Annotated in this window: 19 protein-coding genes, 1 pseudogene and 1 riboswitch; of the genes and pseudogenes, 11 read left to right on the plus strand and 9 right to left on the minus strand. The window is 73.1% G+C overall.

Features of this window, described 5'->3' with window-relative positions:
- Positions 1-81: 81 nt before the first annotated feature.
- The 5 genes and pseudogenes from Q9R28_RS11160 (at position 82) to ribH (ending at position 6073) form a co-directional block, all read left to right on the plus strand.
- A complete protein-coding gene (locus Q9R28_RS11160; protein WP_311206104.1) occupies positions 82-1410 on the plus strand; it encodes an alpha/beta hydrolase-fold protein in 1329 nt (442 codons plus the stop codon).
- The gene (locus Q9R28_RS11165; RefSeq protein ID WP_311206105.1) at positions 1407-3851 is read left to right on the plus strand and encodes a DUF2156 domain-containing protein; all 2445 of its coding nucleotides are present in this window, start codon (positions 1407-1409) and stop codon (positions 3849-3851) included. Before Q9R28_RS11160 ends, Q9R28_RS11165 begins: the two co-directional genes overlap by 4 nt.
- A 182-nt stretch (positions 3852-4033) precedes the next feature.
- Positions 4034-4167, plus strand: a riboswitch (FMN riboswitch).
- A gap of 96 nt (positions 4168-4263) precedes the next feature.
- A complete protein-coding gene (locus Q9R28_RS11170) occupies positions 4264-4905 on the plus strand; it encodes a riboflavin synthase (protein WP_066655327.1) in 642 nt (213 codons plus the stop codon).
- A 44-nt stretch (positions 4906-4949) separates the two neighbouring features.
- A pseudogene (gene ribB, locus Q9R28_RS11175) lies at positions 4950-5573 on the plus strand (3,4-dihydroxy-2-butanone-4-phosphate synthase); the annotation flags it as partial.
- Between the two features lie 20 nt (positions 5574-5593).
- Entirely contained in the window at positions 5594-6073 is a 480-nt protein-coding gene (gene ribH / locus Q9R28_RS11180; RefSeq protein ID WP_066655326.1) for a 6,7-dimethyl-8-ribityllumazine synthase, read from the plus strand.
- 280 nt (positions 6074-6353) lie between these two features.
- Here ribH and Q9R28_RS11185 read toward each other — a convergent pair whose 3' ends face one another.
- Together Q9R28_RS11185 and Q9R28_RS11190 are read right to left on the minus strand one after the other, a co-directional pair.
- Positions 6354-6524, minus strand: a complete 171-nt coding sequence (locus Q9R28_RS11185; RefSeq protein WP_153257430.1) for a hypothetical protein — start codon at positions 6522-6524, stop codon at positions 6354-6356.
- Between the two features lie 91 nt (positions 6525-6615).
- Positions 6616-7170 carry a TetR/AcrR family transcriptional regulator gene (locus Q9R28_RS11190; RefSeq protein ID WP_066655324.1) on the minus strand — a complete coding sequence of 185 codons (555 nt, stop codon included), beginning with the start codon at positions 7168-7170 and terminating at the stop codon, positions 6616-6618.
- A gap of 136 nt (positions 7171-7306) precedes the next feature.
- Here Q9R28_RS11190 and Q9R28_RS11195 point away from each other — a divergent pair, with 136 nt between their 5' ends.
- The 5 genes from Q9R28_RS11195 (at position 7307) to Q9R28_RS11215 (ending at position 13419) form a co-directional block, all read left to right on the plus strand.
- Complete coding sequence (locus Q9R28_RS11195; RefSeq protein ID WP_311206106.1) at positions 7307-9370, plus strand: aldo/keto reductase; 2064 nt, start codon at positions 7307-7309, stop codon at positions 9368-9370.
- Positions 9349-10371, plus strand: a complete 1023-nt coding sequence (locus Q9R28_RS11200) for a LacI family DNA-binding transcriptional regulator (protein WP_251159594.1) — start codon at positions 9349-9351, stop codon at positions 10369-10371. The genes Q9R28_RS11195 and Q9R28_RS11200 overlap by 22 nt, the downstream gene beginning before the upstream one ends.
- Before the next feature lie 224 nt (positions 10372-10595).
- On the plus strand, positions 10596-12119 hold the full coding sequence (locus Q9R28_RS11205; RefSeq protein ID WP_066658484.1) for an MFS transporter: 1524 nt from the start codon (positions 10596-10598) through the stop codon (positions 12117-12119).
- A gap of 131 nt (positions 12120-12250) precedes the next feature.
- Positions 12251-12760: a flavin reductase family protein gene (locus Q9R28_RS11210; protein ID WP_311206107.1), complete on the plus strand. Its 510-nt coding sequence runs from the start codon at positions 12251-12253 to the stop codon at positions 12758-12760.
- A gap of 44 nt (positions 12761-12804) precedes the next feature.
- Complete coding sequence (locus Q9R28_RS11215) at positions 12805-13419, plus strand: superoxide dismutase (protein WP_065960721.1); 615 nt, start codon at positions 12805-12807, stop codon at positions 13417-13419.
- 203 nt (positions 13420-13622) lie between these two features.
- Here Q9R28_RS11215 and Q9R28_RS11220 read toward each other — a convergent pair whose 3' ends face one another.
- The 6 genes from Q9R28_RS11220 to upp form a co-directional block, all read right to left on the minus strand.
- The gene (locus Q9R28_RS11220; RefSeq protein ID WP_144411343.1) at positions 13623-14195 is read right to left on the minus strand and encodes a TetR/AcrR family transcriptional regulator; all 573 of its coding nucleotides are present in this window, start codon (positions 14193-14195) and stop codon (positions 13623-13625) included.
- Positions 14196-14285: 90 nt separating this feature from the next.
- Positions 14286-15776: a serine hydrolase domain-containing protein gene (locus Q9R28_RS11225; protein ID WP_311206108.1), complete on the minus strand. Its 1491-nt coding sequence runs from the start codon at positions 15774-15776 to the stop codon at positions 14286-14288.
- On the minus strand, positions 15773-17122 hold the full coding sequence (locus Q9R28_RS11230; RefSeq protein WP_311206109.1) for a deoxyribodipyrimidine photo-lyase: 1350 nt from the start codon (positions 17120-17122) through the stop codon (positions 15773-15775). Before Q9R28_RS11230 ends, Q9R28_RS11225 begins: the two co-directional genes overlap by 4 nt.
- Positions 17119-17613: a MarR family winged helix-turn-helix transcriptional regulator gene (locus Q9R28_RS11235; RefSeq protein ID WP_251159590.1), complete on the minus strand. Its 495-nt coding sequence runs from the start codon at positions 17611-17613 to the stop codon at positions 17119-17121. The genes Q9R28_RS11230 and Q9R28_RS11235 overlap by 4 nt, the downstream gene beginning before the upstream one ends.
- Before the next feature lie 301 nt (positions 17614-17914).
- Positions 17915-18685 (minus strand): winged helix-turn-helix domain-containing protein, encoded by a 771-nt coding sequence (locus Q9R28_RS11240; protein WP_144411342.1) that lies wholly within the window; start codon positions 18683-18685, stop codon positions 17915-17917.
- A gap of 710 nt (positions 18686-19395) precedes the next feature.
- Positions 19396-20031: a uracil phosphoribosyltransferase gene (upp, locus tag Q9R28_RS11245; RefSeq protein WP_066655308.1), complete on the minus strand. Its 636-nt coding sequence runs from the start codon at positions 20029-20031 to the stop codon at positions 19396-19398.
- A 75-nt stretch (positions 20032-20106) separates the two neighbouring features.
- Here upp and Q9R28_RS11250 point away from each other — a divergent pair, with 75 nt between their 5' ends.
- Positions 20107-20538: a nucleoside deaminase gene (locus tag Q9R28_RS11250; protein ID WP_251154659.1), complete on the plus strand. Its 432-nt coding sequence runs from the start codon at positions 20107-20109 to the stop codon at positions 20536-20538.
- Positions 20539-20605: 67 nt separating this feature from the next.
- On the opposite strand, the gene Q9R28_RS11255 is transcribed toward Q9R28_RS11250, so the two are convergent.
- Positions 20606-21562: a cation diffusion facilitator family transporter gene (locus Q9R28_RS11255; RefSeq protein WP_066655306.1), complete on the minus strand. Its 957-nt coding sequence runs from the start codon at positions 21560-21562 to the stop codon at positions 20606-20608.
- Between the last annotated feature and the right edge of the window lie 30 nt (positions 21563-21592).

Below are 21592 nucleotides of genomic sequence, written 5' to 3' on the forward strand. Positions count from 1 at the left end.
GGGAGCGATCAGTGCCCAACCTGTGCGCAGTGGAAGCGCTTCCGAGGCTGTGCGGCAGCGGTGCGGGGCCACGATGAACCCGTGCTCCACGAACTCCTCCGCGTCCCGATCACCGGCAGCCGCCTGCTCGTCCCGGTGTACGTCCTCGCAGCCCTCCTCGCCGGGTGGGTCCTGGTCGGTCCGGTGCACGAGCGGCACCGGCTGCGTCGTGCCGCGGTCCGGGTCGGGGGAGCGGCGGTCGGAGGGGCGATCGGCCTCGTCGCCGTGTGGTGGACCGGCGACGTGCAGGACGACTTCGGCGTGCAGTTCACCCCGGTCACCCGGATGTGGGTGGCGTTCGCGTTCGCGGGCGTGGCGCTCCTGCTCGTCGTGGCGGTGCAGGGCGGGTGGCTCGCACGGGTCCTCGCCGTCGCCGCTGCCGGTGCGCTCGTGCTGTCGGCGGGCCTCGGTGTCAACGTGGACTTCGGGTTCTACAAGAACATCGAGCAGGCCGTCGCGACCAACCCCTACCGGAGCCGGGACCTGCCGCCGCTGTCGGACCCGGGGTCGCACCTCGAGGTCGACGCGGCGGACTGGCACGCGCCGGCCGGCATGCCGTCGAAGGGCGAGACCGTCAGCGTGACGATCCCGGGGACGGTGTCGCACTTCCGGGCGCGCAAGGCAGTGGTCTGGCTCCCGCCGGCCGCACAGGTGGCCCACCCGCCGCGGCTGCCCGTCCTCGTCGCGCTCTCCGGGCAGCCCGGGCAACCGGCCGACATGTTCCAGACCGGCGACCTCGGCAGCTTCCTCGACCGCTACGCCGCCGCGCACCACGGTCTCGCCCCGATCGTCGTGTCGCCGGACCAGCTCGCGGCGCCGAACCGGAACCCGATGTGCGTGGACTCCCGGCGCCTCGGCAGGAGCGCCACCTACGTGATGACCGACACGGTGCACTGGATCGAGCGGCACCTGCCGGTCGCCAGCGGAGCAGGAGCCTGGGGCATCCTCGGGTTCTCGCAGGGCGCGACGTGCACGATGCAGTTCTCCACCGAGCACCCCGACGTCTTCGGTGCGGCCCTGGCGATCTCGAGCGAGCTCGCCCCGGTGACCGGCGACGCGCAGCGGAGCACCGCGTTGGCGTTCGGTGGTTCGGCTGCCGCCTACCGTGCCGCGGCGCCCGTCGCGATCATGGCGGCGCACGGGCCGTACCACGACCACCTCACCGTCTTCGGCTACGGTCAGGACGACGCCCCCTACCGGGCGTCGACCGAGACCCTGCACGCCGCAGCGGTCCGTGCGGGCATGCAGACGCAGGTCATCGTTTCGCCGGGTTCGGCGCACGACTGGAACACCGTGCGGTACGTGCTGGCCCACGGACTGCCGGTCGTCCTGGCACACCTCGGTCTCCCGCAGGAGGACGGTGCGCTGTGAGCAGGACCACGTCAGGAGCGGCCGCCTTCGGGTCGCGGATCGTCAGGTCGACCCGGCGGCACCCGGTCACGGCGGTCGTCTTCGTCCTCGTGCTCCTCACCTCGATCGCGGGCCTCGTCGTCCGCGTCGTCGGGCACACCGGCTCCCTGGACACCGTGCACTTCGGACCCTTCCGGGTCTTCGCCGTCACCACCGGGGCGCTGGCGCTCGTCCTCACCCTCGCCGGGGTCGTGGCGCTCGTCGGGGCGTCGGAGCGACTGATGGGCAGCAGGCGGACGGCCCTCGCGTTCGTCGTGACCACCGTCGTCGGCACGGGGCTCGGCGCCCTCACGGCCCTCGTCGACCAGGACGACCGCGCGGCCGGCGCGCTGCTGCTCGGACGCGCGACGAGCTTCGACCCGTGGACGGCCATCGTCGGGACGATCGTCACCGCGAGCGCGTTCGCCGGCCCGCTGTGGCGCCGACGGATCCGGGTCAACGTCGTCGCCGTCGTCGCCGCGCTGCTGCTGTACGCCGGACACGCCTCGGACCTCTACGCATCGCTCGCGGCGGCGGCCGGGTGGCTGCTCGGCGACCTGCTCCGCCGGGGCCCCGCCCGGATCGGCTGGACCAGGAGCTCGCACCGCGAGACCCGGGTCCTGCTCGGCACCGTGGTCCTCGTGTCGGCCGTGGGTCCGGTCATCGCGCTCCTCTCCCGTGCCCGCGTCGGGCTCCTGGCCCCGCTCGCGGCCGTCGTCGGCACCGGGCCGGTCACCCCCGTCCACGGCTGCCACGCGGACAGCGCGTCGGGCGAGTGCCTGCGGGGGCTGCTGGCGTACCGGGCCACCGACCCGTGGACGCTCGTGCTCGCGGTCGCACCGCTCCTCGTGCTCCTCGTCGCCGGCCTCGGGCTGTTCCGGGGGAGTCGCTTCGCGGTCTGGCTCGCCGTGGTCGTCGACGTCGTGCTCGCCGTCGCGGCCGCCGTGACCTACGGGCTCCTGCCCGCCGGGGCGGCGGAGCTGCACGGGGCCGAGAACCGGTTCGTGGTCACCGTCTCGGTGACCGCCTCCGTCGTCGTGCCGCTCGCCACCGCGCTCGTGCTCGTGCTGCTCCGCCGTTCGTTCACGGTGCTGCCCGCACGGCGACGCGTCGTGACCTTCGCCGTGGTCGTCCTCGTCGCACTCGGCGTGGTGACGACCGTCGTGCTCGTCACCGCGGCGTCCACGCGCGAGACGGTCGCGGACCCGCTGCGGCTCGTCGTCGCGGCGCTCGGCCCGCTGTCGCCCGTGGTGTTCTGGGACCGGCTGGCGTCCCTCGACCCGGCGCTGCGCTTCGTGCTCGGCGCCGCTGGCCCGGTGCTCTGGCTGGTCGTGGCCGGTGCCGCCGTCCGTCCCACGGGCGCCGTCGAGCCGGACGCCGACGTCGACGGACTCCGCGAGAGCCGACTCCGCGCCCGCACGCTGCTCGAGGCCGCCGGCGGCGACACCTTCGGGTGGATGACCACCTGGCAGGGCAACGCGTACTGGTTCAGCGAGGACGGCCGCGCCGGTGTCGCGTTCCGCCGCAACGGGCGGGTCGCGGTGACGGTCGGCGGTCCCTTCGGGTGGCCGGACGCCCGCGACGCGGCGATGGTCGCGTTCGCGCGGTGGTGTGACGACAACGGCTGGACCGCCGTCTTCTACGGCATCGGGACCGAGGCCGCCGGGACCCTCACCGCGCAGGGGTGGGAGACGCTGCCGGTCGCGGAGGACGCCGACCTCGACCCCCGCACGTGGACCACGAGCGGCAAGAAGAAGCAGGACGTCCGCACCGCCGTGAACAAGGCGGACCGCGAGGGCATCACCGCCCTGTGGTCCTCGTGGCAGGACCTGCCCCCGGCGACGGTCCGGCAGATCGAGGCGATCTCCGAGGAGTGGGTCTCGGAGCGCGAGCTGCCCGAGATGGGCTTCACGCTCGGTGGCGTCGACGAGATGCGGGACCCGGCGGTGCGCACGCTCGTCGCGCTCGACCCCGAGGGCACCGTCCTCGCCGTCACGAGCTGGCTGCCGAGCCACCGGGCCGGCAGGGTCGTGGGGTGGACGCTCGACGTGATGCGGCGCACGGGCGCGGCCCCGAACGGGGTGATGGAGTTCCTCGTCGCGAGTGCGGCGCAGCGGATGCGCGAGGACGGCGTCGAGCGGCTCAGCCTGTCCGCCGCACCGCTTGCGCAGTCCGCGGAGGGTGCCCCCACGGGCGAGGGTGTGCAGGACCTGCTCGACCTGGTGGGCGGCGTGCTCGAACCGGTCTACGGGTTCCGCTCGCTGCTGCGCTTCAAGGCGAAGTTCGGGCCGGAGCTGCACCCGCTGGTGCTCGCCTACCCGGACCCGGTGGCGCTCCCGGCGATCGGTGTCGCCGTCGTGCGGGCCTACCTGCCGGACCTGTCCCTGCGGCAGGCGGTGGCGCTGGTCCGCGGGCGGAGCTGAGACCGGTCCGGCCGTGTCGGACCGACGCCGGCGTCCCGCACGCACCACGGGACGGACGGGAGGCCCGTGGCGGCGCCGCCCCGCGCCTCCCGTCCGTCCCGTGCCCGGCAGGCATCTCCGCGTCACACGGGGCAACGGCCCCGGACGGGCGCCCGGTGTGTGGGGTATCATTTCAGTCACGCAAGCGCTCCGGGGTCGGTGCAATTCCGAACCGGTGGTGACAGTCCACGAGCTGACGCAGGGTGCGAACCCCGCCGATGTTGACCCGGCGGAACTCCGGGACCGACGGTGAGAGTCCGGACGGGAGGAAGCGCAGGCGGACAGGACGTGCCCTCGTACCCGGGGTGCCACGACCCGTCCGTCCATGCCGACGATCGTCGAGCACCCCCGGAGTCCCGTTGAGAGGACACCAGTGTTCACCGGCATCATCGAGGAACTCGGCACCGTCACCGCCGTCGAGCAGCACGGCGACTCCGTCGCGCTCACCGTCCGCGGCCCGAAGGTCGTCGCCGACGCGCGGCACGGCGACTCCATCGCCACGAGCGGCGTCTGCCTGACCGTGGTCGAGCAGACGGACGAGACCTTCACCGCCTTCGTCATGAAGCAGACGCTCGACATGAGCGCGCACGGCGCGCTCGACGTGGGTGATCGACTCAACCTGGAGCGAGCGGCCTCGGTCGGCGACCGACTGGGCGGCCACATCGTCCAGGGGCACGTCGACGGCACCGCCACGGTGCTCGAGACCGCCGACGGTGACGGCTGGCGGCGCGTCCGGTTCTCGCTCGCCCCCGACCTCAGCCCGCTCGTCGTCGACAAGGGGTCGGTCGCGATCGACGGCGTCTCGCTCACGGTCAGCGCCGTCTCCGCCGAGGACGTCCCGCCGACCGATGCCTGGTTCGAGGTCAGCCTCATCCCGGAGACACTCGAGGCCACGACGCTCGGTACCCGGGTGCCCGGCGACCGGGTCAACATCGAGACCGACGTCCTCGCGCGACACGTCCGCCGCATGCTCCGGCTCGACGCCGCCACGGCTCCCGTCCCGGAGGCACGGTGAGCGCCCTCGACGCCCCGCACGCCGAGCAGGCGGTCGGGCCGCACCTGTCGAGCATCGCCGACGCGGTCGCGGCGATCGCCGCCGGGCGTCCGGTGATCGTGGCCGACGACGAGCACCGTGAGAACGAGGGCGACGTGATCCTCGCCGCCGAGACGGCCTCGCCGGAGTGGATCGCGTGGACGGTCGCGCACTCGTCGGGCTTCATCTGCGCCCCGGTCAGCGCCGAGATCGCCGATGCGCTCGACCTGCCCCCGATGGTCGCGCACAACGAGGACGTCCGCGGCACCGCGTACACGGTGACGGTCGACGCTGCGGTCGGTGTGACGACCGGCATCAGCGCGCACGACCGGGCACGGACGCTGCGGGTGCTCGCCGACCCGACCTCGGTCCGGGACGACCTGCACCGCCCGGGACACGTCGTCCCACTGCGGGCCCGACCCGGCGGCGTCCGTGAACGCGCCGGGCACACCGAAGCCGCGATCGAACTGGTCACCGCAGCCGGGCTCCGGCCCGCGGCGGCGATCTGCGAGATCGTCGGCGAGGACGGCGAGATGATGCGTCTGCCGGGCCTCGTCGAACTCGGGGCGCGCGAGGGCGTGCCCGTCATCACCATCGCCGCACTCGTCGAGTGGCTCGAGGCGGCAGACCGGGCGGCGGCGGAGTCCGCACCCCAGGAGGGAACGACACGATGAGCGGAGCAGGAGCGGCGGAGCGCGACCACGTCGACGGGACGGGCGTCCGGGTGGCGATCGTGACCGGGCAGTGGCACGAGACGATCGCCGGGGGCCTCCTCGCCGGAGCCCAGCGGGAGGTGCAGCGCCTCGGCGCGACCGCACAGGTCGTCCCGGTGCCGGGGAGCTTCGAGCTGCCGGTCGTCGCGAAGGCGGCGCTCGAGAGCGGGTTCGACGCGGTCGTCGCCCTCGGGGTGATCATCCGCGGGGGCACCCCGCACTTCGAGTACGTGTCGAGTGCGGCGACGGACGGTCTGACGAGCGTCGCGCTGCAGACCGGCAAGCCCGTCGGCTTCGGCGTGCTGACGCTGGACGACGAGCAGCAGGGCATCGACCGCGCCGGTCTGCCCGGGTCGAAGGAGGACAAGGGCGCCGAGGCCGCGCACGCGGCGATCGCCACGGCCCTCTCGTTGCGGAGCCTGCGCCAGATGGCCTGACCCGCGACGGCGAGGAGCGGCCGAGCGGGCACGAGCCCTGCGGGGCGTCAGGGTCACCTCCTCGCGCCCACCGCACAACGGGAAGCACCTCGCGCCACGCAGTTGCGTGGCGCGAGGTGCTTCCCGTTGTGCTGGAGCAGTTGCAACCACGACGTGCTCGTGCCCGTCCGACCGCCCGTCCGACCGCCGTCCCGACCGCCCGTCCGCCACGGCGCCCGCACGGACGACGACGGCCCCGCACCCTCCGGAGAGGTGCGGGGCCGTCGCGGTACGGCTGTGGTTACTTCTTGCCGAAGACGTGGATCGGCAGGAAGAACGAGAGGCTCATGAGGACGAGGCCGCCCATGAAGACGAAGGCCTGCCCCGACTGCACCTGGAACGCGAACCCGAACAGGTACATCGACACCAGCAGCAGCAGGATCGAGAAGAAAGCGGCGATGACGCGGCCCACGGTGGTACCTCCGGTTCGAGCGGGTGGATCGGGACCAGTCTATCCCCAGGAAGGAGCGGACCGGTTCACGGACGTCCGGGAGACGCCGACGTCAGGCTGCGGGCCGGGTCGCGATGAGCCGGTCGACGACCGCGAGCAGGGCGTCCATGTCGACGGTGCCGCGGTTCGGGCGGACGTCGGTCGCGATCGCGGCGCCGAGGGACGCCTGGTGGTAGAGCCCGTCGCCGAGCAACTTGACCGCCTGCGCCGTGGGGACGTCCCCGAGTGCGTCGACCAGGGTCTCCAGCCACGCGTTCTCGGTCTCGTCGAGGGTGCGCCCGGCCTCCTCGTACCCGGCCTGCTGCAGCCGGCTGGCCGCGAGCAGGGCGAGGTCGAGCTCGCTGCCCACGAAGAGGCAGTTGCGCACGAAGTACCGCGCAGCGCCGTCCTCGGCGTCGCGCATGCGGTCGACGTCGATGGCGGACAGGTCGGACAGGCGCTCGCACAGCCCCTCGACCAGCGCTGCCTTCGACCCGAAGTGGTAGAGCAGCCCGCCCTTCGAGACACCGGCCCGCGCGGCGACGGCGTCGAGGGTCGCCGGACGCTCGCCCTCCTCGCACACGATGGCGACGAAGCTGTCCAGGACACGGTCTCGGGCACTTGCCATGCGGACGAGTCTAGGGAACCGTCCGGACCGTGACGACTGCCGGGTTCCGTGAACGTTCACGAACGGGTTGTCCCGCAGCATCTGCGCGGCTAGCGTCGCCGTGACCGTGAAGGTTCACGACACGAACAGGATCCGCATGTCAGCGCAGACCGCGACCCCCTCCAGCACGCCCGCCGACGGCCCCGGGACGGACGGCTCGGCGACCCCGGCCCCGACCAGAGCGGGCTGGGCCGTCCTCGGTCCGGGTGGCATCGCCCGCCGCTTCCTCTCCCAGCTGCCCGCGAGCACCGGTACCCTCGTGGCCGCCGGCAGCTCCTCGACCGACCGGGCGCAGGCGTTCGCGGACGAGGCGGCCGACCACGGCTTCACCGACGTCCGAGCGGGGGAGTACGACGCCGTGCTCGCCGACACCGCCGTGGACGCGGTGTACGTCTCGACCGTGCACACCGGCCACGCCGACCTGGTGCTCCGCGCCCTCGACGCCGGCAAGGCCGTGCTCTGCGAGAAGCCCCTCGCCCCGAACCACGGCACGGCGATGGCCCTGGCCGACGCCGCCCGCCAGGCCGGACTGCCGCTGGTCGAGGCGTACATGTACCGCTTCCACCCGCAGACCGCCGCACTGCTCGACCTCGTGCGCGAGGGCGTCGTGGGTGACGTCGTGCACGTCGACGCGTCCTTCGCGTTCCGCAGCGAGGAGCGCACCGGTCGGCTGTTCGACGTCGCCACGGCCGGCGGCGGGATCCTCGACGTCGGCGGGTACCCGGTGACCATGGCCGCCGCGGTCGTGCAGGCCGCCACGGGCGTCGCTGTCGCCGAGCCCGTCGAGCTGACCGCCACCGGCACCCTCGGGCCGACCGGCGTCGACGAGTGGACGGTCGCGCACCTGACCTACCGCGACGGCACCACCGCCAGCGTCCGCACCGGCGTCCGCGTGCAGGACGAGAACGCCGTCACGGTGCACGGCTCGCGCGGTCGCATCGTGCTGACCGACCCGTGGACGCTCTCCGCCGACCCGACGATCACCGTCCACACGGTCGACGAGGAGCCCCGCACGCTCTCCTTCGCCGGTGCGCAGCCCTACGCGCTCGAGGCCGACGCGACCACGGCGGCGCTGGCGTCGAACGCGGTCGAGGCGGCGCAGATGACCCTGGACGAGAGCCTCGCCACCGCCCGCACGCTCGACCGCTGGCGCGCCGCGATCGGCCTGCGCTACCCGTTCGAGGCCGAGACCGCCGACGTCCCGACGGTGAGCGGCCGTCCGCTGCGCGTCCGCGACGACGCCCCGATGCGCTACGGCGAGGTCCCCGGCGTCGGCAAGCGCATGTCCCGCCTGGTGATGGGTGTCGACAACCAGCCCGACCTCGCCCACGCGAGCGCGATCTTCGACATGTTCGTCGAGCAGGGCGGCAACGTCTTCGACACCGGCTACGTCTACGGCGGCGGGGTGCTCGAGGGACGACTCGGCCAGTGGATCCAGAACCGCGGCATCCGCGACGACGTCGTGGTCATCACGAAGGGTGCGCACACGCCGTACTGCGACCCGGAGTCGTTGACCCGGCAGCTGCTGGAGAGCCTGGAGCGTCAGGGCACCGACCACGCGGACATCTACATGATGCACCGCGACAACCCGGACGTGCCGGTGGGGGAGTTCGTCGACGTCCTCGACGAGCACCGTCGCGCCGGCCGGATCCGCGTCTTCGGCGGATCGAACTGGACGCCGGCGCGCTTCGACGAGGCGAACGCCTACGCGGCGGCGAACGGGAAGCACGGCTTCGAGGTCCTCAGCAACCACTTCGGCCTGGCCGAGGCGTACGACGTGCCGTGGGACGGCTGCGAGCACGCCACGGACCCGGCGTCGAAGCGCTGGCTCGAGGAGCGCCAGGTGCCGCTGCTGCCGTGGTCGTCGCAGGCCCGCGGGTTCTTCACCGGCCGCGCCGCCCCGGACGACACGAGCGACGCCGAACTGGTGCGCTGCTACTACTCGGACGACAACTTCGAGCGGCTGCGTCGCGCCCGTGAGCTCGGCGAGCAGTACGGCGTGCCGGCGACGGCGATCGCCCTGGCGTACGTGCTGCACCAGCCGTTCCCGACGTTCCCGCTGTTCGGGCCGCGCACGATCGCCGAGGCCCGCTCCTCGATGACGGGGCTGTCGGTCGAGCTCAGCGCGGAGCAGGTCGCGTGGCTGGACCTGCGCGCCTGAGCCGCACCGTCGGCCGGACCCCGGCGCGCGCCACGATCCACGACGTCGCGGCCGCGGCCGGGGTCTCGCGCCAGACGGTCACCCGCGCGGTGAACGGCCTGTACGGCATCAGCCCGGCGACGAAGGAGCGTGTGCTCGCGGCGGCGGCGGCGCTCGACTACCGCCCGTCGCGCTTCGGCCGTGGGCTCGTCACGGGTGGCGACCGCCAGCTCGGTCTCGTCGTCGACGACCTCCGGAACCCGTACTCGCCGGAGCTCGCGGCGGCGGTGCTCCGGCTCGCTGCGGGTCGTGGGTGGGACGTCATGCTGGCCGACGCGGGGCTCGCAGGCGACTCGGACCGCGCGGTCCAGGCGCTCGGGGTCCAGACGGACGTGGTGCTCGGCTACCTCGGTGCCCGGGCGCCCGAGCTCATCGAGCGTCTGGGCACCGTCCCCGTGGTGGAGCTCGACCCTGCCGGCGAGGTCCTCCGCGGTGCCGTCCGCATCGACCCCGCCGAGGCGGTCGAGGACCTCGCCGACCACCTCGTGCACACGGGGGTCCGGCACCCGGTGATCGTCGATGCGTCGGACACCGGCCGTCCGAGCGGTCGTGGCCGGCTGATGCTCGACGCCCTCCGGCGCCGTGGGTACCTGCCCGAGATCGCGATCGCCGACGCCCCGACCTCGGAGCTGGGCGCGGCGATGACGACCAGGGCGCTCGAGCGCTTCCGTCGCGTCGACGCGGTGCTGGCCTTCAACGACCTCATGGCGCTCGGGGTCCTGGGTGCCTGCCGCCGGGCCGGCGTGGACGTGCCGGGCGACGTGCGGGTGGTCGGGGTCGACGGCCTGGCGATCGGCACGCTCGTCGCGCCGACCCTCACGACGCTCGCGGTCGACCTCGACGCGGTCGCGCGCGAGGCCCTCGACCTCGCCATCGGCATGCTGGCCGGTGACCTGCCGCGCTCCGGCGCGGCGGTGCAGCGCACGGTCCGCCACCGGCTGCTGGTGCGCGAGTCCGCCTGAGCGCGCACGGTCGCCGACGGGAGCGGAGGGCGGACGGGAGGCTCGTGGCGGTCCGGCCACGGGCCTCCCGTCCGCCCGTTGGTTGCACTTGCAACCACAACCGTCCAGACGGTACACTCATGGAGTCCTGACGGGGCGCGTGACCACTTCCGCGTCCCGTCTCGTCTGCCCCACCGAAAGTGTCCGCCGTCGACCTGGTCCGGCTCGTTCCCCAGGGAGTCACCGTGTCCACTCTGCTCACCAGCCCCGTCGCCACCGCCGTCACCGGCAGCCGCGCCCGACGGTTCGCGGCGCTCGCCGTCCTGATGCTGCCGGTGCTGCTCATCTCCGTCGACAACACCGTGCTGAGCTTCGCGCTGCCGACCATCGCGCGCGCCCTCGACCCGAGCGCGACGACCCAGCTCTGGATCGTCGACGCCTACCCCCTCGTGCTCGCCGGCCTGCTCGTCGTGATGGGCAGCATCGGCGACCGCATCGGGCGACGCCGGATCCTCGTGATCGGCGCGACCGGGTTCGCACTGCTGTCCGTCGCGGCGGCCTTCGCGACCGAGGCCTGGATGCTCGTCGCAGCCCGCGCCGTCATGGGGGTCTTCGGTGCGATGCTCATGCCGGCGACGCTCTCCATCATCCGCAACGTCTTCGTCGACGCCGGGGAACGGCGGATGGCGCTCGCCGTCTGGTCGACGATGTTCGCGGCCGGCAACGCACTCGGCCCGCTCGTCGGCGGCGTCCTGCTCGCGCACTTCCACTGGGGTGCGGTGTTCCTCGTCGCGGTGCCGATCCTCGTCGTCATGCTCGTCGCGGTGCCGTTCACCGTGCCGGAGTCGCGCGACCCGCAGCCCGGCCCCGTCGACGTCCCGAGCATGCTCCTGTCGCTCGGCGCCCTCGCCCCCACCGCCTGGGCGATCAAGTCGGTCGTGCACCCCGAGGAGCGCGGGTTCGCGATCGCGCTGCTCGCCGTCGGCGTGCTCTGCGGGATCGCCTTCGTCCGCCGCCAGCTCCGCTCCCGCGCGCCCATGCTCGACCTGCGGTTGTTCCGCAGCACCGCGTTCACGGGCAGCGTGCTCATGAACATGGCCGCGATGTTCTCGCTCACCGGCTTCCTGTTCTTCATCGCGCAGCACCTGCAGCTCGTCGCCGGGCTCGACCCCTTCGCGTCCGGTCTGGTGCTCGTGCCCGGTTCGGTGCTCACCATCGTCGCCGGACTCGTCGTCGTGCCGATCGTCGCGCGGGTGGCACCCCGCTGGGTCGTGGCCGTCTCCCTGACGTTCTCGGCCGCCGCGTACGCGATGGTGTCGGTCCTCGGACACCACGCGTCGATCGTCGCGCTGGCGTTCGCCTTCGTGCTGCTCGGCATCGGCATCGGGGCGTCCGAGACCGTCACGAACGACCTCATCATCTCGACGGCCCCCGCGGACAAGGCCGGTGCCGCGTCGGCCGTGTCCGAGACCGCGTACGAGATCGGCGCGGTGCTCGGCACGGCCGTGCTCGGGACGATCCTCGCGACCGCGTACCGGTCGCACGTCGTGGTGCCGGACGCCCTCGCCGGCTCGGCCCGGACAGCGGCGCAGGAGACCCTCGGCGGTGCCGTGTCGGCCGCCGCCGACCTCGGAGGCTCGGCCGGTCAGGCGCTGCTCGAGAGCGCTCGTGCGGCGTTCGACTCCGGTGTGACGATCACCGGCGCCGTGGCGGCGGTGCTCATGCTCGTCGCCGCGGCGGCCTCCGTGGTCATGCTCAAGCGCGACTGAGCCGGGTCGTCCGGCGCGCCCGGGATCGGACGAAGCTGGGAATCGTTGACCGGAACCCCGGTCGAGGTCCTACGTTGGGAGGTGGCCGCGCAGCCGCGGCCGATCCCACCCGGAGGAACACCACGACTGCCATGCCCGACGAAGCCCCGGCCACGACCGCCGACGCGTACAAGGCCGCCTTCCGCGGACACCCCGCCGGTGTCGCGGTCATCACCGCCGAGGGGCCGGACGGTCCCACGGGCCTGACCGCCTCCAGCGTCGCGAGCGTCGCGGTCGACCCACCCGTGCTCGTCTTCTCGCTGTCGACCAAGTCCGGCTCGGCCGGCGTCGTGCTCGGCGCGGACGTCTTCGTCGTGCACCTCGTGGACTCGCTCAGCGTGGGCCTCGCCAAGCGGTTCGCCGCGACCGGCAGCCCCGCAGCGGACGACCCGATGTGGGGCACGCTGCCGACCGGGGACCGGTACCTGCCCGCCGCCGCGACGGCGCTGCGGTGCCGATCGCGATCGACGACCGAGATCGGCTCGTCCACCGTCGTCGTCGCCGAGGTGCTCGACATCGTGGTGGGTCAGGCGCACGGTGAGCCGCTCGTCTACCACAACCGGGAGTTCCACTCCCTCTCCGAACGTTCCCGGCTCTCCTGAGCCGCGGAGCCCGCTCCACCAACCCCAGATCGAAAGGACCTCGAATGGCCGAGTACACCCTGCCCGAGCTGCCGTACGACTACGCCGCCCTCGAGCCGCACATCAGCGGCAAGATCATGCAGCTGCACCACGACAAGCACCACCAGGCCTACGTGACCGGTGCGAACACCGCGCTGCAGCAGCTCGGCGAGGCGCGCGAGTCCGGCAACTTCGGTGCGATCAACAAGCTCGAGAAGGACCTCGCGTTCCACCTCGGCGGCCACGTCAACCACTCGATCTTCTGGACCAACCTCGGCCCCGACACGAAGGTCCCGGAGGGCGAGCTCGCCGCCGCCATCGACGAGTTCTTCGGCTCGTTCGAGCAGTTCCAGGCGCAGTTCGCCGCCGTCGCCAACGGCATCCAGGGCTCCGGCTGGTCGGTGCTCGCGTGGGACCAGGTCGGTCAGAAGCTCGTGACCTTCCAGCTCTTCGACCAGCAGGCCAACGTGCCGCTGGGCGTCGTGCCGATCTTCATGCTCGACATGTGGGAGCACGCCTTCTACCTCGACTACCTCAACGTCAAGGCCGACTACGTCAAGGCCGTGTGGAACATCGTCGACTGGGAGAACGTCGCGGCCCGCTTCGCGAACGCCAAGTCGCAGTCGTTCGTCACCCTGTGACGCGGCTGCCGGTCACGTGCTGACCGGCTGACGGACGGGAGGCGCGGTGCCGGCTGGCACCGCGCCTCCCGTCCGTCTGTCGGTGCCGATCCGTCCGACGGTGCCGGGCGGTCCGACGGCGCCGGTCCGTCCGACGGTGCCGGTCCGTCCGACGGTGCCGCTCGATCCGACGGTGCCGGTCCGTCCGTCGTGCCGTGTGGCCGTCAGGCGGCCGCCAGGCGGACGGACGACGCGAGCTCCTCGGCGATCGCCCGCAGCGCCCCGTCCACGTCCGAGCGGTCGGGGTCGACGAGTGCGCTCCACTGGGCACCGCGTGCCGCAGCGACCACCGCCCGGGCAGTCCGCTCGGCGTCCGTGCCGCACCGGCCGTGCGCACGGCACCAGGCCGCGAGCTCGTCGACCCGTCGTCGGTGGAGCCGCTGCTGGCGGTCACGGCCGTCGAGGCCCTCGACGCAGCCGAGCTCGAACGTCAGACGGGCTGCGAGTCGCCGCTCCGGGGTGTCGAGCCCGCCGAAGACGGCGAGCAGGTGGTCGGTGAGCGCGCACGGCTCGGCGGCGGGGTCGAGCGCCCGGTCCTGGTCGACGGACAGGTGGTCGACCACGGCGTCGATCAGGGACTCCCGCGAACCGAAGTGGTACACGATCGGGTACGCGCTCGTGCCGAGCACCCGGCCGAGGCTGCGGACGGAGGCGTCCTCGAGCTTGGTGTCCTGCAGGTGCCGGGCGACCTTCGCGACGATCGCGGGCTTCAGGGTCGGGTCGGGTCTCCTGGGCATGGCGTCTCCCGCGAGGTCGAGTGATCGGTCGGCGACCGTGCGCACACGATCACCTGAAATGTTAGCCGATCACCGGCCGGTCCGCGTGGTTCAGTGCTCGGCACGCTCCGGCGTCACCGTCAGGCTCTGCACCCGACCCGCCGCGAGGGGGGCGAGCCGGATCTCGATCCGCAGACGGCCGGCGTTGCCGGGCAGCCACCAGCGCAGGTGCGACGGCACCGAGGACTGCTCGTCGACCGGTGCGGCGGCGAGGTCTGCACCGACGGCGTGCGCGGACTCGAGCAGGGCGCGCCGTCGAGCGGTCCACGGGCGGTCGAGGGGGACGTTCGGCGTGCAGACGGCGGCGCCCAGGTCTGCCGCGCTGTCGTCGTCGACGGCCGGGTCCGCCCAGGCCTGCAGCAGCGTGGTGACGGCCCGACGCGCGGTGTGCGTGGCCTCCGTGGTCTGACGGACGCCCGGCGCGGCTGCTGATCCGCTCGTGGTGGTGGCGGCCGCCGGCGCCGCCGAATCGGCGTTCACCGCCGCGGCGAGCAGCAGGTCGAGTGCCCGCTCGGCCGGCGCCGAGACCTTCGCCTGCGTGGCGTTCTCGAACGCGACCACGCCGAGCCCGTGCTCCACCGACCACCGAATGTGCGCGGAGAAGCCGGGGTAGCCGCCGGAGTGCGACACGATCTCACCCGCGCGGTCGTCCTGCTCCACGAACAGTCCGAACCCGTACGCCGTCGGTCGCTTCGCCGCGGGCACCACCGAGGACGGCACGATCCGCATCGCCTGCTGCATCGCGCGACGGTCCGCGGGGGAGACCGGCCCGTCCTCCGGCGCTGCGGTGGACGCCGACGCGAGGTACCGGGCCCACCGCGCCAGGTCGCGGACGGTCGAGAAGAGTCCGCCGATGGGCGAGAACGCGCCCGGCCCGGTCATCGGCTGCGGGGTCCACGACCCGTCGTCGTCGCGCTGGCCGACGACGACGAAACCGCGCGCCTCGGCGGCGCTGAACACGGTGTCGGTCAGTCCGAGCGGCCGGAGCACGCGGTCCGTCACCGCCCGGGCGTACGGCGTGCCGGCTGCTCGGGCGATCGCGCGCCCGAGCAGGGCGTAACCGGTGTTCGAGTACGCGAACCGGGTGCCCGGGACGGAGTCGAACAGCAACCCTGCCCGGAGGACGGCATCGAGGGCGTCGTCGTCGATCGACTCCTGCCGGTCCGCCCACGGGTCGTCGGTCGGCAGCCCGCCGGACATCGTCAGGAGCATCCGGAGCGTCGGCACCGGGGCGTGCGGCGACGGGAGGGCGACCTCGGCGAAGGCGGGTACGGCGGTGGTGATCGGGTCGTCGAGGGCGACGGACCCCTCGGCGACCAGGGTGAGCAGCGTCGCCGCGGTCACGCTCTTGGTGCACGACGCGATCCGGTAGACGGTGTCGGCGTCGGGCGCGCGCCCGTCGCCTCGGTCACCGTGCCCTCCGGACGCGACCAGGCCCTCCCGGTCGAACACGCCCCAGACGCTGCTCGGCGCGACCCGGTCGGCGACCCGCGCGGCGAACAGGGCGTCGACCTCGGCGAGCACGTCGCGCGGGACCGTCATGCGCGACGCATCTGGTCGTAGGCGTCCAGTGCACGTTGCCGGGAGGCCTTGAGGTCCACCATCGGCTCGGGGCGTTCCTCGTCCGCGGGGACCCAGCGCCGCACGTACTCCTTGTGCGGGTCGAAGCGTTCCATCTGCCGGTCGGGGTTGAACACGCGGAAGTACGGCGCGGCGTCGAAGCCCGAGCCCGCGACCCACTGCCAGTTGCCCGCGTTGTTCGCCGGGTCGGCGTCGACCAGGGTGTCCCAGAACCACTGCTCGCCGACGCGCCAGTCGACGAGCAGGTTCTTCACGAGGAAGCTCGCCGCGGCCAGCCGGACGCGGTTGTGCATCGCCCCCGAGTGCCAGAGCTCCCGCATGCCGGCGTCGACGAGGTCGAAGCCCGTCCGCCCGTGCCGCCAGCGGTCGAGCTCGTCGTCGTCGACGTCACGCCACGGGAACGCGTCGAACTCGCGGCGGACGTTCACGGTCGCGATGTCGTCGCAGTGGAAGTACTCGTTCCAGTTGAACTCCCGCCACGCGAGCTGGCGGAGGAACGCCGGGGCCTGGCGGCGCTGCTCGGGCTCGAGCTCGCCGTGCAGGCGGTGCCACACCTGGTACGGGCTGACCTCGCCCCAGCGCAGGTGCGGCGACAGGTCGCTGGTCGCCGCCATCGCGGGCTCGTCACGCTGGTCGTAGTCCTCGAGCGCGTCGTGCACGAACTGCTCGAGCTTGCGGTGCGCCCCCGCCTCGCCGGGCTCCCACGCGTCGCGGAGGCCGCCGGCCCAGTCCGGCTCCGTCGGGAGCAGTGCCCAGTCGTCGAGGTCGTCGGAGTCCACGTCCGCGGGAGCGGGCAGGTCGCGCGGCTTCGGCAGCGGGTGCCGCGGTTCGGGCATGGCCTGTGCCGCTCGCCAGAACGGGGTGAACACCTTGAACGGCTCGCCCTGACCGGTGAGCACCGTCCACGGCTCCCAGAGCAGGTTCGCCGCGAAGCTGTGGGCCTCCGTGCCGTCGTCCGTCAGGGCGCTCTTGATCCCCGCATCGAGATCGCGCTCGACCCTGCCGTACCGACGGTTCCAGTAGACGGCGTCCGCCCCGGCCTGCGCGACCACCTCGGGGACCACCCGCGCGGCACTGCCACGGCGCAGGACGAGCCGCGAGTGCCGGGACCGCAGTTCGGCGTCGAGGGCGGCGAGGGAGTGGTGGAGCCACCAGCGGCTCGCGGCGCCGACGGGACGGATGCCCGCGGACTCCTCGTCGAGCACGACCACGACGGTGACCGGGCCGCCGTGGTCGATCGCGGCACGGAGCGCCGGGTTGTCGCCGAGCCGCAGGTCCTCGCGCAGCCAGACGACCGCGCCGCTCACGCGGACACCGCCTCGGACGGACGGGGACGGGGACCGGTACCGCCGGCTGCGGTGCGCAGCTTCGTGCACAGCTCCGTGAGGGTGCGGAGTTCGTCGTCGTCGAGTCCGGCTCCGACCTGGTCGGCGATGGTCTGCGCGTGCTGCACCGCCACCGAGCGGTAGACGTCGAAGCCGTGTGCCGTGAGGGCGACGATCACGCCGCGCGCGTCCGACGGGTCGGGTTGCTTCTCGACGATGCCGCGCGAGGCGAGGCGGTCGACCAGGCGGCTCACGCTCGGCTGTGTCAGGAGCAGGTGACCGGTCAGGTCGCGCATCCGGCAGCGTCGTCCGGGCTGCGTCGACAGGTTGAAGCAGACGTCGTACTCGTTGAAGGAGATCTCACCGCCCGGGAAGTCGGTGTTGAGTGCGCGCATCACGGTCACCTGTGCCCGGAACAGGGCTTCCCAGGCCGCGACGGCGGTCGCCTTGTCGCTGCGGCGTACGTCGTCCACGGTCGTCGTCCCTCCGGTCGTACGGTCGGTCCACACTACCGAGGGGCGTGTGACACCGGTCGGGTCGCGGGGGACAGCGGACCGGGCCGGGATGTGACGAGGGCCGGGACGTGACGAGGGCCGGTCGCCTTCTGAGCGACCGGCCCTCTCCCTTGCACCAAGAGTGTCCTGCAATCACATTCCGCAGGCGGTGCCACAGCAAACACTGCCTGCGACTCCGACTGTATAACGGCGAGGTAACGGCGCGCCAGCGTGTCCGGGCTCCGTTCGCTGCGAGTTCGCCGAACGTCGTCGGAGCAGATCAGAAGAGGTCGGGCGACGGCGTCGAGGCGTAGCGCACCGCGACGTCGGCGTGCCGGTCGAAGCGGTAGCCGACGCCGCGCACGGTCCGCACGATCTCCTCGAACGCACCGAGCTTCGAGCGCAGCCGACGCACGTGCACGTCGATGGTGCGCTCGTTCGGGGTTTCGTCCTCGTCGTCGGACCACAGGCCCTCGATGATCGCGGCACGGTCGACGGTCTGGCCCTCGCGCAGCACGAGGAACTGCAGGAGCTCGAACTCCTTGTAGGTCAGGGGAGCGGCTTCGCCGTCGAGCGTCACGCGCTTCCGGGAGATGTCGATGACGACACCGGTCTCCTCCGGCTCGGGCTTCTCGGCCTGCTTGCGGGCGGCCACGGCGGAGCGGTCCTGCAGCGCGAGACGGACCACGTCCACGTCGCGGCCCCCGGACCCCTCGGCGGCGACGGCGACGGCGGCGTAGGTCTCCGACGACGGGACGAGCTGGGCGGTGAGGGCCTTGAGCTGCTCGACCACGGCCGCGAGGCTCGTCCCGGCGGCAGCGGCCGCGGCCTCGTCGATGCCGACGTAGAGCGCGAAGCCACGCGCCTCGGTGCCCTCGGGGAGCGCCCGGTTCCGCTGCGGTGCGACGACCGGGCTCGTCGGGATCCCGCTCGGTACCGGCGGGGCGACGGGCGTGCGACGCGGACGGATCGGCGTGACCGTGCCGAGGTCGGTCGGCACCGTGGTGGCGGGACGGAGGGCGGTGCGGGGCTGGGGGATCGTGAGCGACATGGCGGTTCTCCGGGCGGGGCTGCGGTGCGGTGCACCGTGCGGTGTCGAGTGCGTCGGTCCGGGTACGGCTGATCGCCGTGTCGCCCAGCGGTCCTGCGGTGGACCGGGGCCTCCCGGGAGGTACGGGTGGTCTGCGCTCCGACGGGACGCGGTGTGGGGGGCGTCGTCGAGGTGCTGTCACCCGGGGATCACACGCGCGCGACCGGGGTGGTGTCGCGGGGGATCCGGCTGGAACGGGTACCGATCAGGCACACATTCGACAACGCATGACCGCCGACGCCGGCATCATGGTGCCGGCGTTCCCCAGGGCCTCGGAGAGGACTCGGGAGGACACGGTTGCAGTCATGGGACGAGTATCCGCGGTATACCAAGGCGCTGTCAACCGTCCGCACGGACGGTGACGAGAGCGGACAGCCGGTGGTCGGGCGGACCCCGCTGCCGGACGGGAGGCGCGCTGCCGGCCCGCCACGGGCCTCCCGTCCGCCGTCGCGTGGGCGGGGCGCGGTGCGCGTGACGCGGTCTGCGCGCGAGACGCCGCTTCTCGCGCGAGACGCCGCCCTTCGCGCGAGACGCACCTGGAAGCGGCGGTGTCTCGTCGAGTCGGCGGCGTCTCGCGACGACGACACCGTCCCGCGCGAGCGCCGAAGACGCGAGACGCCCCCGTCGACACGGCCGGAGCCGGGTCGACGGGGGCGTCGGGGGAGCGGGTGCTACTCGGCCAGGCCGTACAGGCGGTCGCCCGCGTCGCCGAGACCCGGGACGATGTAGCCGTTCTCGTCGAGCTTCTCGTCGAGGGCGCCGAGGACGATGCTCACGTTGCGGTCACCGACGGCCTGCTCGACGGCGGCGAGGCCCTCGGGTGCGCCGAGGATGCAGACGCACGTGACCTCCTCCGCGCCGCGGTCGAAGAGGAAGTCGATGGCGGCGGCCAGCGTGCCACCGGTCGCGAGCATCGGGTCGAGCACGAAGCACTGCCGACCGGACAGGTCGTCGGGCAGGCGCTCCGCGTAGGTCTGCGGCTCGAGCGTGTCCTCGTTGCGGGCCATGCCGAGGAAGCCGACCTCGGCGGTGGGGACGAGCTTGACCATGCCCTCGAGCATGCCGAGCCCGGCGCGCAGGATCGGCACGACGAGCGGACGGGGCTTCGCGATCGCGACACCCATCGTGTGCGCGACGGGGGTGTCGATCGGCGTGGCGGTGACCCGGACGCTGCGCGTGGCCTCGTAGGCGAGCAGCGTGACGAGCTCCTCCGTCAACGCACGGAAGGTCGGGGAGGGTGTGGTCCGGTCGCGGAGCACCGAGAGCTTGTGGGTGATGAGCGGGTGGTCGGCGACGTGGACTCGCATGGTGTCGAGCGTACCGTGCCGATGGGGCAGGATCGACGCGTGGAGCACCCAGCCGGACGACCGTTCACCGCGGCGATGGACCGAGCGCTCGACGAGGCGCGTGCCTGCCTGTCGACCGGGGACGTGCCGGTCGGTGCCGTCGTCCTCGACGCTGCGGGCGAGGTCGTCGCGGTCGGCCGGAACGAACGCGAGGCCCGGCAGGACCCGACCGCCCACGCCGAGGTGCTCGCGCTGCGGGCGGCGGCCGAGGCGACGGGGGACTGGCACCTCGCCGAGCACACCCTGGTCGTCACGCTCGAGCCGTGCCCGATGTGCGCCGGTGCCGCACTGGCCGCGCGCGTGCCGAGGATCGTGTTCGGTGCCTGGGACCCGAAGGCCGGGGCGAGCGGCAGCGTCTACGACATCGCGCGGGACCGGCGTCTGCCGCACCGTGCCGAGGTCGTCGCGGGCGTGCGTGAGCAGGCCTGTGCCGACCTGCTCGACGCGTTCTTCCGCGATCGCCGCTGACGGCTCTGCCCTGACGGCCCTGCCCGGACGGCTCTGTCCGGACAGGCCTGGCTCGACGGGCCTGCGCTCAGTCGGCGGCGCGGATGACGATCGCTTCGGTGGGCGGCCGCGGTCCGGTCCGGAGGACGTCCGGCTCGACGTAGATCACGCGGGCGACCGGCACCGCGGCGCGGATGCGCTGCTCGACGGTGTCGATGCCCGCGGCCACGTCCCCGAGCCGGCGGTCCCCGTCGACCGCGACCTTCATGCCGACCATGAGCTCGTCCGGCCCGAGGTACAGCGTCTTGAGGTGCACGATCGACTCGACCTCGGGACCGTCGAGCACGGCGGCCCTGATGCGCTCCACGTCGGCGACGCTCGCGCCCTCGCCGACGAGCAGGCTCTTCGTCTCGATGCCGAGCACGACGGCGACCGCGATGAGGAGCAGGGCGATGAGGACCGTGCCGATCGCGTCGAACACCCCGTTGCCGGTGAGCACGGTGAGCCCGACGCCGAGCAGTGCGAACACGAGACCGGTCAGCGCCGCGGTGTCCTCCAGCATGACCACGGGGAGCTCCGGGGCCTTCGCCCGACGCACGAACTGCACCCACGACTGCGAGCCCTTGTGCGGACGGGCCTCGCGCAGGGCGGTGCGGAGCGAGAAGCCCTCGAGGCCGATCGCGACGACGAGCACGGCGACGGGGAGCCACCAGTTCGTGATCGGGTGCGGGTCGGCGAGCTTCTCGATGCCCTCGTACAACGAGAACACGCCGCCGATGGTGAACAGGATGATCGAGACGACGAACGCGTACACGTACCGTTCGCGGCCGTGGCCGAACGGGTGCTCCTGGTCGGCTGCGCGGCGGGCACGGCGGCCGCCGAGCAGGAGCAGGAGCTGGTTCGCGGAGTCGGCGAGGGAGTGCACGCCCTCGGCGAGCATCGCGGCGGACCCGCTGATCGCGGCCGCGACGAACTTCACGATCGCGATGCCGACGTTCGCGGCGAGTGCGGCGACGATCGCCCTCGTGCCTCCCGAAGCGCTCACGGGTGTCCCTTCTCCCTGCCGTGCACCGGG

The organism is Curtobacterium sp. BRD11, assembly GCF_031844345.1.
Taxonomy (GTDB): Bacteria; Actinomycetota; Actinomycetes; order Actinomycetales; family Microbacteriaceae; genus Curtobacterium.

Bases quoted from the DNA above. Each gene is read 5' to 3' on its own strand.
- ribH (WP_066655326.1), top strand. From the start codon at position 5,594: ATGAGCGGAGCAGGAGCGGCGGAGCGCGACCACGTCGACGGGACGGGC.
- Q9R28_RS11190 (WP_066655324.1), bottom strand. From the start codon at position 7,170: ATGGCAAGTGCCCGAGACCGTGTCCTGGACAGCTTCGTCGCCATCGTG.
- Q9R28_RS11195 (WP_311206106.1), top strand. From the start codon at position 7,307: ATGTCAGCGCAGACCGCGACCCCCTCCAGCACGCCCGCCGACGGCCCC.
- Q9R28_RS11210 (WP_311206107.1), top strand. From the start codon at position 12,251: ATGCCCGACGAAGCCCCGGCCACGACCGCCGACGCGTACAAGGCCGCC.
- Q9R28_RS11215 (WP_065960721.1), top strand. From the start codon at position 12,805: ATGGCCGAGTACACCCTGCCCGAGCTGCCGTACGACTACGCCGCCCTC.
- Q9R28_RS11220 (WP_144411343.1), bottom strand. From the start codon at position 14,195: ATGCCCAGGAGACCCGACCCGACCCTGAAGCCCGCGATCGTCGCGAAG.
- Q9R28_RS11225 (WP_311206108.1), bottom strand. From the start codon at position 15,776: ATGACGGTCCCGCGCGACGTGCTCGCCGAGGTCGACGCCCTGTTCGCC.
- Q9R28_RS11240 (WP_144411342.1), bottom strand. From the start codon at position 18,685: ATGTCGCTCACGATCCCCCAGCCCCGCACCGCCCTCCGTCCCGCCACC.
- upp (WP_066655308.1), bottom strand. From the start codon at position 20,031: ATGCGAGTCCACGTCGCCGACCACCCGCTCATCACCCACAAGCTCTCG.
- Q9R28_RS11250 (WP_251154659.1), top strand. From the start codon at position 20,107: ATGGACCGAGCGCTCGACGAGGCGCGTGCCTGCCTGTCGACCGGGGAC.